Annotated in this window: 8 protein-coding genes and 2 pseudogenes; 5 read left to right on the top strand and 5 right to left on the bottom strand. The window is 63.0% G+C overall.

The window, feature by feature from the left end; translation table 11 throughout:
- The 4 genes from BN2476_RS40030 to BN2476_RS40010 all read left to right on the top strand — a co-directional run.
- Positions 1 to 4,066, top strand: a 4,066-nt coding sequence (locus tag BN2476_RS40030; RefSeq protein ID WP_235851179.1) for a hybrid sensor histidine kinase/response regulator, incomplete at its 5' end; no start/stop codon positions are given.
- 9 nt (positions 4,067 to 4,075) lie between these two features.
- Positions 4,076 to 6,220, top strand: a complete 2,145-nt coding sequence (locus BN2476_RS40025; protein WP_087739691.1) for a response regulator — start codon at positions 4,076 to 4,078, stop codon at positions 6,218 to 6,220.
- Between the two features lie 287 nt (positions 6,221 to 6,507).
- A complete protein-coding gene (locus tag BN2476_RS40015) occupies positions 6,508 to 6,672 on the top strand; it encodes an FmdB family zinc ribbon protein (protein WP_087739689.1) in 165 nt (54 codons plus the stop codon).
- Positions 6,673 to 6,758: 86 nt separating this feature from the next.
- Complete coding sequence (locus tag BN2476_RS40010) at positions 6,759 to 7,019, top strand: hypothetical protein (RefSeq protein ID WP_087739688.1); 261 nt, start codon at positions 6,759 to 6,761, stop codon at positions 7,017 to 7,019.
- Positions 7,020 to 7,291: 272 nt separating this feature from the next.
- On the opposite strand, the gene BN2476_RS40005 is transcribed toward BN2476_RS40010, so the two are convergent.
- From BN2476_RS40005 to BN2476_RS50035, 4 genes and pseudogenes are all read right to left on the bottom strand, one after another.
- On the bottom strand, positions 7,292 to 8,056 hold the full coding sequence (locus BN2476_RS40005; RefSeq protein WP_087739687.1) for an enoyl-CoA hydratase: 765 nt from the start codon (positions 8,054 to 8,056) through the stop codon (positions 7,292 to 7,294).
- A complete protein-coding gene (locus tag BN2476_RS40000) occupies positions 8,053 to 9,255 on the bottom strand; it encodes a CaiB/BaiF CoA transferase family protein (protein WP_087739686.1) in 1,203 nt (400 codons plus the stop codon). Before BN2476_RS40000 ends, BN2476_RS40005 begins: the two co-directional genes overlap by 4 nt.
- 384 nt (positions 9,256 to 9,639) lie before the next feature.
- Positions 9,640 to 10,530, bottom strand: a complete 891-nt coding sequence (locus BN2476_RS39995; RefSeq protein ID WP_087739685.1) for a LysR family transcriptional regulator — start codon at positions 10,528 to 10,530, stop codon at positions 9,640 to 9,642.
- A 319-nt stretch (positions 10,531 to 10,849) separates the two neighbouring features.
- A pseudogene (locus tag BN2476_RS50035) lies at positions 10,850 to 10,999 on the bottom strand (hypothetical protein); the annotation flags it as partial.
- Between BN2476_RS50035 and BN2476_RS48860 the strand changes: the two are divergent.
- Positions 10,971 to 11,177 carry a hypothetical protein gene (locus BN2476_RS48860; protein WP_235851178.1) on the top strand — a complete coding sequence of 69 codons (207 nt, stop codon included), beginning with the start codon at positions 10,971 to 10,973 and terminating at the stop codon, positions 11,175 to 11,177. The pseudogene BN2476_RS50035 and the gene BN2476_RS48860 overlap by 29 nt on opposite strands.
- Positions 11,178 to 11,188: 11 nt before the next feature.
- Here the strand turns inward: BN2476_RS48860 and BN2476_RS48855 are convergent.
- Positions 11,189 to 12,262 (bottom strand): annotated as a pseudogene (locus BN2476_RS48855) (glycoside hydrolase family 27 protein); the annotation flags it as partial.
- Positions 12,263 to 12,787: the final 525 nt, after the last annotated feature.

The raw sequence follows: 12,787 nt of genomic DNA, 5'->3' as shown, positions 1-12,787 counted from the left end.
CTCGGTCAATTCGATGGGCGGCAATCTGACGGCACAGGTGCGCAATATCGCGGAAGTGACGACGGCCGTCGCGGCGGGCGATCTGTCGAAGAAGATCACCGTCGACGTGAAGGGCGAAATACTCGAACTGAAGAACACGATCAACACGATGGTCGATCAGTTGCGCTCGTTTGCATCGGAAGTGACGCGCGTCGCGCGTGAAGTCGGCACGGAAGGCAAGCTCGGCGGCCAGGCGGACGTGCAGGGCGTCGCGGGCACATGGAAGGATCTGACCGACAACGTGAACTTCATGGCGGGCAATCTGACGGCGCAGGTGCGCAATATCGCGGACGTGACCAAAGCCGTTGCAGCGGGCGACCTGTCGAAGAAGATCACCGTCGACGTGAAGGGCGAAATACTCGAACTGAAGAACACGATCAACACGATGGTCGATCAGCTCGGCTCGTTCGCTTCTGAAGTGACACGCGTCGCGCGCGAAGTCGGCACGGAAGGCAAGCTCGGCGGCCAGGCGGACGTGCAAGGCGTCGCGGGCACATGGAAGGATCTGACCGACAACGTGAACTTCATGGCGGGCAATCTGACGGCGCAGGTGCGCAATATCGCGGACGTGACCAAAGCCGTTGCAGCGGGCGATCTGTCGAAGAAGATCACCGTCGACGTGAAGGGCGAAATACTGGAACTGAAGAACACGATCAACACGATGGTCGATCAGTTGCGCTCGTTCGCATCCGAAGTGACGCGCGTGGCGCGCGAAGTCGGCACGGAAGGCAAGCTCGGCGGGCAGGCCTATGTGCAGGGCGTCGCGGGCACGTGGAAGGACCTGACCGACAACGTGAACTTCATGGCGGGCAACCTGACGAGCCAGGTGCGCGGCATCGCGAAGGTGGTGACGGCCGTCGCGAACGGCGACCTCGAGCGCAAGCTGACGGTGGAAGCGAAAGGCGAAATCGCGGCGCTCGCGGACACGATCAACAGCATGACGGATACGCTCGCGACGTTCGCCGATCAGGTGACGACCGTGGCGCGCGAGGTCGGCGTCGAGGGCAAGCTCGGCGGCCAGGCGAAGGTGCCGGGCGCATCGGGGACGTGGAAGGGGCTGACGGAAAACGTCAACCAGCTTGCGGCGAACCTGACGACGCAGGTGCGCGCCATCGCCGAAGTCGCGACGGCCGTCACGCAAGGCGACCTCACGCGGTCGATCACCGTCGAGGCGCTCGGCGAGGTCGCGGCCCTGAAGGACACGATCAACGAAATGATCCGCAACCTGAAGGACACGACGCAGGTCAACACCGAACAGGACTGGCTCAAGACGAACCTCGCGAAGTTCAGCCGCATGCTGCAAGGACAGAAGGATCTTGTCGCCGTCGGCCAGTTGATTCTTTCCGAACTCGCGCCCGTGGTCGGCGTTCAGCAGGCCGAATTCTTCGTGCTCGATTCGTCCGACGATGCCGCGTTGTTGCGGCTGATGGCGAGCTATGCGTCGAGTGGTCATCTGTCGCATGGCAAGCGCGTGCAGATGGGCGAAGGACTCATCGGCCAATGCGCGGTCGAGCGCCGCAAGATTCTGCTGGAGCCGTCCGGCGCCGATAACATCCGCATCACGTCCGGGCTGATCAGCATCGTGCCGCACAACGTTCTCGTGCTTCCGATCGTGTTCGAAGGGCAGGTGAAGGGCGTGATCGAACTCGCTTCGTCGGAGTGCTTCAATCCCACTCACCTCGCGTTCCTCGATCAGCTGACGGAGAGCATCGGCATCGTCATCAATACGATCGAGGCCAACACGAGAACGGAAAATCTGCTCAAGCAATCGCAGTCGCTCGCGCATGAATTGCAGAGCCGTCAGGAAGAGCTTCAGCAGACCAATGAGGAATTGCAGGAAAAGGCACGGCTTCTCGCGCATCAGAATCAGGAAGTCGAGCGCAAGAACGCAGAAGTCGAGCAGGCGCGCCAGGCACTCGAAGAAAAGGCCAAGCAGCTCGCGCTGACGTCGAAGTACAAATCGGAATTTCTGGCCAACATGTCGCACGAGTTGCGCACGCCGCTCAACAGCCTGCTCATTCTCTCCGATCAGTTGTGCAAGAACCCCGAGGGCAATCTGTCGACGAAGCAGATCGAGTTCTCGCGAACGATACATTCGTCGGGCAACGATCTGCTCATGCTGATCAACGACATTCTCGACCTGTCGAAGATCGAGTCGGGCACGGTGGTGATGGACTTCGCGGAACATCGCCTCGCCGATCTCATGTCGTATGTCGAGCGTACGTTCCGCCACGTCGCCGAAGCGCGCAACGTGGACTTCGTGATCCATCTCGGCACGCGTCTGCCCGCGTCGATCCGCACCGACATCAAGCGCTTGCAGCAGATCCTCAAGAACCTGCTGTCGAACGCATTCAAGTTCACGCATCGCGGGCACGTGACGCTGTCGATCGAAGAAGTATTCGGCGGATGGAACGCGGACAACGAAGAACTCAATCGCGCGCAAGAGGTCATTGCGTTCTCGGTGTCCGACACGGGCATCGGCATTTCGGCGGACAAGCAGCAGATCATCTTCGAGGCATTCCAGCAGGCCGATGGCAGCACGAGCCGGAAATACGGCGGCACGGGTCTCGGACTTGCGATCAGCCGCGAATTGTCGAAACTGCTGGGCGGAGAAATCCGGCTCGTCAGCTCGCCGAACAAGGGCAGTACTTTCACGCTCTATCTGCCGTTGTCGGGCGAGATGGGCCGCGTCGCGAGGAAGACGGTTTCTGTTTCCGGCGACGATCCCGCGGCCGCCCTCAGCAGCGACGCCGCGAGCGAAGCCGATGCGCTTGCGGCGCATGAGTTCATCGATACCGTCGTCAGCGATACGCGCGAACTCGCGGGCACGCCGGAGGACGACCGCTTCAACATCATGCCCGGAGACCGCGTGCTGCTGATCGTCGAAAACGATCTGGCGTTCGCGCATTTCCTGCTGGATACGGCGCGAGAGCGCGGCTTCAAGGGGCTTGTCACGCCGCTCGGCGCGCCCGCGTTGACACTCGCCGATCAGTTCAAGCCCGACATCATCACGCTCGATCTGTTCCTGCCGGATATGGACGGCTGGCGTGTGTTGAGCCGCCTCAAGCACGATATGGCGACGCGGCACATGCCCGTCTGCGTGATCTCGACGGACGAGTCGCGCGAGCGCGCATTGCAGGCGGGCGCGTTCGCCTTTCTCGCGAAGCCGATCCAGGCGCGCGAAATACTGGACGACGCGCTGAGCGTGCTGGCCCGCTACGCCGACACGACGCCGCGCAGGCTGCTCGTCTCGCTGCCCGATTCGCCCGAGCGCGAACACTTCGTCTCGTCGTTGTCGAGCGACAAGCTTGCGCCCGTGTTCGCGGCGACACGCGAGCAACTGATGGCGGCGCTCGGCGACAGGAATCTGGGGGCGGTCGCGATCGGCGTGGACCTGTTCGAGTCGAGCCTTCAGGACATCAAGGCGGCGCTCTCGAACAGAGGGCTTTTCGCGCCGCTGCCGTTCGTCGTGCTGACGCCGGGTAAAGAGCCGGGCGCATGGGCACGCGACATCGAAACCTTCCGGCCGCTCGCCGTTTCGGACATGAGCCGCCTGCTCGATGCGACGGTTGCATCGCTGCACTTCGACTGCAAGTGGCTACACGACGAAGCGCGCGACGTGGTCGACAGTCTGCATGGCGCGAATGCAGATCTCGTTGGCCGCAAGGCGCTGATCGTCGACGACGACATGCGCAATATCTTTGCGCTCGCAACCGTGCTCGAGGATCACGGCATGCAGCATGTCTGGGCCGACAACGGCCGGGACGCGATCCGGCTCGTCGAAGCGGACGACGAGATCGACATCATTCTGATGGACATCATGATGCCGGAGATGGACGGCCTTGCGACGACGAGAGAGATCCGCAAGCGCGAGGTCGGCCGCACGCTGCCGATCATCGCGGTGACGGCGAAGGCGATGAAGGGCGACCGCGAACGCTGCATCGAAGCGGGCGCGTGGGATTATCTGTCGAAGCCGGTCAACCGCGAAGATCTGCTCGCGGTGCTTCATGCGTGGCTGCATCGCTAGGAGAGCGCAATGGACAATGCCGTCGCCTCCTCGCGGCAACCCGTCAACATTCTCGTCGTCGATGACTTGCCGCAACAACACCTCGTGATGTGCACGATTCTCGAAGAGCTTGGCGAGAACGTGATTACGGTGGGATCGGGACGTGAAGCGCTGAAGGCCGTGCTGGAGCGTAACTTCGCGGTCATCCTGCTCGACGTGAACATGCCGGGCATGGACGGTCTCGAAACGGCGTCGCTGTTGCGCACCTATCGGCGCACGGCCAGCACGCCGATCATCTTCGTGACCGCGTATATCGACGAGTCCGAGATGAAGCGCGCCTATTCGCTCGGCGCCGTCGACTATATTTCCGCGCCCGTCGTTCCCGAGATCCTGCGCTCGAAGGTCAAGGTCTTCGTGGAAATGCACCGCATGCACAAGGAACTGCTGTTGCGCGCGGAAGAACGCGAGGCATTCGTGCGCGCGGAAACGGGCAGGGCGGCCGCCGAGCGCGCGCGGCAACGCGCCGATTTTCTGGCCGCCGCGAGCCACGTGCTGACCCGCTCGCTGGAAATCGATACGACGTTGCAGCGCATCGCGGAGCTTGCATCGGGCGAACTCGCCGAGACGGCGTTCGTCGCGGTCAGGGGCATTGGCGAGTTCGCCGCGGACTATACGGCAAGGTCGGCGCGGCGCAACGATGCGCATCCGCCGGACTTCGCCGCGTTCCGGGCCGGTACGCTCGCGCGGGCCTTTTTCGGCGTGAACCGCTTCGTGGATCGATTGCTGCATGAGAGCAGCCCCGACAACGAGCCTGCCATCGACGAGTTCGTTACCGAAAGCATCGGCGACGCGTGCTCTTGCGAAGGCATCCGCTGCGTGAGCGCGTTTCCGCTGTTGACGGGCAGCCAGAAGGGCGTGCTCGTGCTGTGCTCCGCCGCAGGGCCGATGCCCGCCGAGCGGACCACGCTCGTTCAGGAGTTCGTCAGCCGTGCCGCCATTGCGCTCGAAAACGCGCTGCTGTTTTCGACGATCCGCGATGGCGACAGGCGCAAGAACGAATTCCTCGCGATGCTCGCGCATGAACTGCGCAATCCCCTCGCGCCGATCGCCAACGCAGCCGCTGTGATGCGCAGCGCCAAGAAGGGCGATACGAAAGTCCTGCGCTGGGCGAGCGAGATCGTCGGCACGCAGGTCGAGCATATGGTGCGCATCGTCGAAGATCTGCTGGACGTGTCGCGGATCGCGAGAGGCACGGTGACGCTGCGCAAGGAGCCTGTGCCGCTTTCCGTCGTGATCGGCCGGGCGGTGGAGACGAGCCGTCCTCATCTCATACGTCACTCGCAAACGTTGACTTGCGACGAAGAGGCCGTCGATGCCGTCGTGGATGGCGACGTGGTCCGGCTCGCGCAGATCGTTGCGAACCTGCTGAACAACGCGTCCAAGTTCACGCCGCAAGGCGGGCATATCTCGCTGTCGACGCGCTTTGCCGACGGCATCGCGTCGATTACCGTCGCCGATGACGGACAGGGTATCGACGCCACATTCCTGCCACACGTGTTCGATCTTTTCGCGCAAGCCGATGCGTCGCTGCATCGTTCGCTCGGCGGACTCGGCATCGGACTGACGCTCGTGCGGCATCTGACGGAACTGCACGGCGGGTCCGTTCAGTGCAGGAGCGAAGGGCTCGGCAAAGGCTCGGAGTTCACGATCCGCTTGCCAGGCACGATGAGCGAGCGCATCACGCCTGTGCGTGCAACCGTCGTTCATCTGAACCGCAAGGCGGCGACGCGCGTTCTCGTCGTGGACGATCTCGTGGCTTCCGCGGAAAGCCTCGAAGCGCTGCTCGCGATACACGGCTACATCGTCCGATGCGCGACGGACGGCGAGTCCGCGTTGGGCGTCGCCGCCGACATGAAACCCGATGTGGTCGTGCTCGACATCGGGCTGCCCGACATGACGGGCTACGAGCTTGCGCGATTTCTGCGGCAGGGAAGCGCTTGCCCTCGCGCATTGATGATCGCGCTAAGCGGCTATGGCCAGGAAGAGAACGTGCGGCAGGCGATGGAAGCAGGCGTCGACCACTATCTCGTCAAGCCCGCCGATCCTGCCGCGCTGCTCGAACTGCTGGCCACGCGCGAAGAGGGCCGCGACTATGACGGCATGGCCGCGACCTGATTTTCGTTCGCGGTTTCGTCCGCGGTTTCGTCCCGTCGCGCGAGCGTGAGCCGCGCGGTACTCAACTGTCTCGCGCAGGTGACAAGCCGCGAGACGAGCTGAGGCATGCGATGTGCTTTCACCGGCGGCGGCGTGAGCTTCAGGTTTCCGGCGGGTCGCCGCATCGCGCAAACGATGGGATGTGCACGCCCCGCGCACGCACTAGAATGGGATGAGCTAGCGGCGCGCAATCGCAGTGATCGCAGCCGCGGCGCCCGCGTCCCACTCATCCTCACGGGAGGATCAGCATGCCGACCTACCAGTATCGTTGCCAAAGTTGTGGTGAAAAGTTCGAACATGCGGAGCACGTCGCAGAACATGCAACGGTGCAACTGAAATGTCCCAAATGCGGCAGCGACAAGGTGCAGCATGCGCCGACGCCGTTTGTCGCGAAGACATCCAGGAAGAGTTGAGCGCCCGATCACATCCCGCCGTCATGACGCTTGACGTTGTGCGGTAAATGGATGCATCAAACACGTCTTAACGTCACGAGGTCGTGATGGCATGGCTCGTCATTCTGCATGGCGCCTACTGGCGCGACGTCTCACCCGAGGTGTTCAAGGAGCACGGGAAAAGGGACGACTGGAGCCAGTTGGTTTGCGAGACCTTCGACACGAGCGAGGACATCTGCGAAGCGGAACATGACGGATTGAAAATCCTGATCCCGCGAAACACTGTCATTGCCGCAGTGAACTTGCAGGATCGGGAGCAGGCAAAAGGCTTTGCGTTGCCTGCTCCCGACGGCGACGTTCATCGCTGACGCCGCCGCACTTTGTGCTTCACCGGACGCGTTCGCAGAACTTGCGAAGCGGACTGTGCGTTGTTTTTTCTTCGACGCTCAGAAAGTCGACGGCATCTGCGATGCGATGCGGCGCTGCCGGCTTGCGTGCTATCGGCGAGGGCGACGTCGGGCTTCATCGCGAAGCTCATCGGGATTGCGCAGATCACGATTCCTATCGACAGCATGGAGGTCGCGTTCAAGTTGCCATGGCCTTCGGCAACATTCGTTTCATGTCTCCTTCTCCCATGCTGTTAGCGTTTCGACGAACCGGCCGTGAACGCGGCCACGGCATCGCGAAACGCGCTGCTGCCGTAGACGGTCTCGATCAGGTCTTCGTCGTCGAGGCGCTGTTCGACGACGATGCGCCGCAGGCTTTCCTTGACGGCATGCTGCGTCACCGGCGACAGCGCGCTCAGGCGCTGTGCGAGCGCGCGCGCCGCTGTGTCGATCGCGTCCTTTGCGCAGACTTCGTAGACGTAGCCGCACGCGAGCGCTTCGTCGGCGCTCAGATAGTCGGCGAGCATCAGCATCTTCTTGACGCGCGGCACGCCGAACGCCGCATGAAGCCGCGCGATATTGCGCGACGACAGCGTGTTCGATAGCGTCTTCGCAATCGGCGCGCCGAACTTCGAAGCATCGCTGCATACGCGAAAATCGCACGCGGTCGCGAGCGCGAGCCCGCCGCCCACGGCCCAGCCATCGATGACGGCGACCGTCGGCACGCGTATGCGTTCGACGGCGTCGATCACGCGTTCGACGAGGGCCTCATAGGCGACGCCCTGCCGACCGTCGCGAAAGTCGCTGAAATAGCCGATGTCGGTGCCCGATACGAACGACTTGCCGCCCGCGCCGCGGATCAGGATGCAGCGCACGGTTGCATCGCGCTCGCATTGGTCGATCAGCGCGAGCAGCGTTTTGTACATCGGGATCGTCATCGCGTTGTGCCGCTCGGGACGATCGATCAGAATCTCGGCCGTGCCCGCATCGGGCATGCTCAACTTGACCTGGTCGCTCATGGCTGCATCCCGTTGATTTCGGCGAAGAGTTCCTCGTTGTGCTCGCCGAGCAGCGGCGGGTGGCGTCGCACACGCTGCGGCGTGCCCAGCAGCTTGACGGGGAAGCCGATGTTCTTCACCTTGCCCTCGATCGGGTGATCGATCTCCATGCACATGCCGCGATGCTGCGCGTGCTCGCTGCCGAACGCCTCGGGATAGGAGAGGATCGGGCCTGCCGGGATGCCTGCCGCGAGCATCGTCTCGATCCAGTCCTCGCAATCGCGTCGCGCGAACGACTGCTCGAGCGCGTCGATCAGCGCTTCGCGGTTCTTGAGGCGCAGCGAGACGGTTTCGTAGTCGGGATGCCGGAGGAGGTCGGGGCGCCCGATCAGTTCGCACAGTTTCGTCCACAGCTTCTGGTTGGTCGCGCCCATCACGAAGTAGCCGTCGCGTGCCTTCACCGCCTGATAGGGCGCGCTCATCTTGTTGCTCGTGCCGAGCGGCGTCGGCGGCACGCCCGTGCCCCAATAGTCCGACATGTCCCATATCGAGAACGCCATCGCCGAGTCGAACAGCGATGCGTCGATGTGTTGTCCCTCGCCCGTTGCTTGCGCGCCGATATAGGCCGACAGCACGCCATAGACGGCAAAGAGCGCGCAGCCGATATCGGCGACGGGCACCCCCGCCTTCACGGGCTTGCCGCCCTTGTAGCCCGTCACGCTCATCACGCCCGACATCGCTTGCGCCATCAGATCGAAGCCGGGACGCGACGCCCACGGCCCGCTCTGACCGAAGCCGGAGATGCTTGCATACACGATCTTCGGATTGATCGCGCGAATCGACTCGTAGTCGATCCGCAGACGCTGCACGACGCCGGGCCGGTAGTTTTCGACGATGACGTCGGCCGTTTTCGCCAGCTTGTAGAAGAACTCGCGGCCTTCGTCGCTCTTCAGGTCCAGCGCGAGCGAGCGCTTGTTGCGGTTCAGGTTCAGAAAGCCCATGCTGTCGGGGCCTTTCATCTTGAATCCCATTGCGCCGCGCGTCTGATCGCCTTCGAGCGGCTCGACCTTGATCACGTCGGCGCCGAGATCGGCGAGCAACATGCAGGCAAACGGTCCCGCCATCACCTGGCTGACATCCAGCACGCGGATGCCCTGCAGCGGCAACGCGCGCGCTTGTGCGGATTGCGCCGAACGCGCGGATTGGTCGGTTTGCGCCATGTAAAGTCTCCTGAAAGATTGTGCGAACGATCGCCGTGCGTGAGGGACGGCAATCGCCGGAATTGCATCGGCAGCGGCAAGAGTGGGCTGCGGAAATGTCGGGGCGCGTGTGCGCGGCACGCTGCGTGACGGCCGCTTGAGTGCTCGCTTTGGTGCTTCGGGTACGATGAGCCGAAGTGCGCCGCCCGTCGGGTTGTCTCCGGGTATCCGTTGTTTTTACAACTGTCACTCAGTCGGGAGACGGGGGCAAGCATGTAAGAATCATGGCTGGCTTCGCGAATCGCGAAAGGCGATGGGCGATTTCAGCCAGTTGCGGCCCCGCGTGGGCGGATATGGCCAGGGTATTGGCCTGGGTATTGGCCTGGGTGTCGCCGGGCACGCGCCCTATCGCGGCCTTTCGACCAGCGCGTTGACGACGTTCTCCAGCGTCTGCGCCTGCGCGTGCCCCTCGACGCACGAAAGCACATAGCTGCGCTGATGCCAGTCGCCTTGCAGTTCGGCGCAGGCGAGCGTTTCCTCGGGATGGAAGCTGTCTAGCACGTCGGGCGGCATCAGGCCGACGCCGAGCCCATGCCGCACGAACGCGAGCATCGTGTCGAAGCCGGTGACCGAATAGTCGTTGGTGAAATGCCGGCCGCGGCTGCGATACGCGCGCTGCACCGCGGAAAGAATCGCCGAGCCCTTGCCGAGGCTGACAAGCGGAATGTCGAACAGGTCGTCGATGGCGATGGGCGTATCGGGAAACTGGAAATGCGGCCGGCTGTAGACGAGCACGAGACGGTCTTCGCGATACGGCAGTTGTGGCAGGTCCAGAAGGCCGCTTTTTTTCTCGTAGATGCCGATGTCGATCACCTTGTCGCGCAGCAACTGCTGGACGATCTTGCTGTTCTCCTCGACTATCTTCAGCGAGATGCCCGGATACGTGCGCTGGATGCTCGCGATATCGCGTGCAAGAAATTCGATGACGACCGCCTTCGGCGCGCCGATGATGATGCGCCCCTCCAGCCCGTGAGCGAGGGTCTGTGCGTCGCCTGCGAGGCGATCGACAAGCGTGTCGATCTGGCGGATGTAGCGCAGCAGCTTGTCGCCGGATTCGGTGACTTCGACGCCGTGCGGCACACGGCGGAACAGTTTTGCGCCGAGTTGCTGCTCCAGATCGGATACGCGGCGCGATGCTGCCGCCACTGCGAGCCCCAGCTTGTCGGCTGCCCGGGATATGCTGCCTTCGTCCACGATGGCGAGGACCAGCCGAACGGTTGTCGTGTCGACTCTCACGGTGATTGAAATCTCCGGGTTGAATGAGGGCGGGTGAGCGAGATTGTCCGTCAGTGGGACGCGGGTGACTAGCGGAGTCGGGGCTGACCGTTCTTCGACTCGCAATCAGTTTTCGGCACGACGCGCTATGGAAATAGTGTGCGAAAGCGGCACGGGGCCGCCGACGTTCGCGACGTAGCCGATGTCGGGCGCGAGCGAGCGAAAGCGGCACGGGGCCGCCGACGTTCGCGACGTAGCCGATGTCGGGCGCGAGCGTCGACGCGTCCACATTCGACAACGCAAGCGCATTGAGCCCCGCTTGAAACGGCACGTAGACGGTGATGGCGCCCATGCTTGCGTCGCTGCGAGTCGGAGGGAAGGCGAGCATCGTAGGCCGTTGACCGTTCATGGTCAGTCGTGCAAAGACGGTCCGTGTGCTGTCGTTGACGTAGCCGATTTCGATGAAGCCCCCGCGCGCGCCCGACGCCATTGCGCTGAAATTCACCGTGCCGAGGCCCGTCACCTTCTTGCCGCTCGTGCAGGCCGCGCAGCGCGTAAAGACGGCGCCGCCCGTCAGCGAACCCGGTTGCCACATCGCGGGCGCCGAATCGGTGCCGCTGATCGTGAGCATGGTCACGCCTCCGGCGGGAACGTCGGGTGCCGTATAAGACGTCGCAAATCGACCGAGGTCTTTTCTGGCCCATACGTCCCGCACCGTCGCCTGCGATGAAGAGACCAGGCCGAGCGAGCCCCATGTGACCGTCATCGGCGCAGCCTTCGCCGAGTTGTTGAAGAGGACGACCGCCCGCTGCCCCGTTCCTGCCAGCAGCTTCGCCCACACCTGCAACCGGCCTGACTGCGCTACCAGCAGACCTTGCAGGCCCAGTGCATCCTGGTCGATCGCGAGCACTTCCTCATTCGCGAGCAGGCGTGCCGTGTCGGCCGGGAGCGGCTTCGCCAGGTCGTTGCCGAGGATCATCGGCGCGCCGGAAATCGCCCACAGGCTGATGTGCGCCTGATCGTGAACGGCGGACATCCGCATTCCGGCGACCATCATGTCAGGATCGTTGTAGTAGCCGGTATGCTGTCCCTCCGGATGATAGTTGCCGGCCAGGTTGTGGATGACGCTGCCGAAATCCGGCGTGATGTCGCGCGTGGTTCGCCACATCGTGCCGACGCCGGCGCCCCACGTCCACGGTCCCTCGTTGTAGTCGGGAAACGATTTGTCGGTGGGTATCGTGCCCCAGTCGCACACGCTGAACGTCAGAAGATGGCCCGTCTGCGAATAAGCTCGTTGGATGGCCTGCGCAATGGAACGATAGGTTTTCGCCGGATCGTAGTGATTCGCAGCGCCCCCGCAAAAATCGACCTTGACGAAGTCGAAGCCCCATTGGGCGAACTGCAGGAAGTCGTGATCGTAGTGAGCCGGATCGCTTCCGACGAAATGCGTGCCATCGGCTCGCTTGCCGCAGCCTCGCGGACCCGCATCGATATAGATGCCCGCCTTCAGCCCCTTGCCGTGGATATATCGGGCAATGGCCTGCATTCCGCCGGGCCATTGCGCCGCGTCGACGATAAAGTTGCCGCTTGCGTCTCGTTGTCCCGAGAGCCACCAGCCTTCATCGATGTTCACATACTCGTATCGATGGCCCGAGGCAATGCGCGCATTCAGCGCCGCCAGGCCGTCGGCCTGTGCCTCGATGACGTCATGGTTCACGCTTTCGCCCAAACTGTTCCATGACGACCATCCCATCGGCGGTGGAGGCACGGGTGTCTGCGTCGCACGTTGCGTGACATTGGGGGCGCGCGCGGACGAAGCTGCTTCGCCAGTTGCAGAGTCGGTGACGCGGCTGCACGCGCACAGGCTCGAAACGAGCCATAGAACAACAACGCATACTCGCAGATGACAGCGCAATCGCATAGCCGTCTTCAGTCTTCTCCGCATGAAGCCAGTCTGAATAGTAGGCGCGCAAAAAAATTTCTTGGCGGGTTTCCGGGAGCACGCGGCAGTTGGGCCGGGATCGGGCCATGAGCGGTCACTGGCCCATGCATCCGCGCGGACATTCGAACGTCGTATCCGCCCGAGATAAGAGACCCATCATGCTCTTCTAAAGCGATGCAAATCGTTTCGTCACGGCAGCCACATGAAGCGGCGCATAATGTGGCCTCTCGAGCGGGCTGGCGCGTCGCTCATCGCGCGCCGGCGACGGCATTTGGCGATGAAACGGCATGGCCAAGCGACAGATAGCTCCGGTGCAATAGCGATTCGATGGTTGCC

Origin of the sequence: Paraburkholderia piptadeniae (genome assembly GCF_900007165.1) — a bacterium.
GTDB lineage: Bacteria > Pseudomonadota > Gammaproteobacteria > Burkholderiales > Burkholderiaceae > Paraburkholderia > Paraburkholderia piptadeniae.
This window is presented reverse-complemented; position numbering and strand designations above follow the sequence as displayed.

Bases quoted from the DNA above. Each gene is read 5' to 3' on its own strand.
- BN2476_RS40005 (WP_087739687.1), bottom strand. From the start codon at position 8,056: ATGAGCGACCAGGTCAAGTTGAGCATGCCCGATGCGGGCACGGCCGAG.
- BN2476_RS40010 (WP_087739688.1), top strand. From the start codon at position 6,759: ATGGCATGGCTCGTCATTCTGCATGGCGCCTACTGGCGCGACGTCTCA.
- BN2476_RS40000 (WP_087739686.1), bottom strand. From the start codon at position 9,255: ATGGCGCAAACCGACCAATCCGCGCGTTCGGCGCAATCCGCACAAGCG.
- BN2476_RS40025 (WP_087739691.1), top strand. From the start codon at position 4,076: ATGGACAATGCCGTCGCCTCCTCGCGGCAACCCGTCAACATTCTCGTC.
- BN2476_RS40015 (WP_087739689.1), top strand. From the start codon at position 6,508: ATGCCGACCTACCAGTATCGTTGCCAAAGTTGTGGTGAAAAGTTCGAA.
- BN2476_RS48860 (WP_235851178.1), top strand. From the start codon at position 10,971: ATGAAGCCCCCGCGCGCGCCCGACGCCATTGCGCTGAAATTCACCGTG.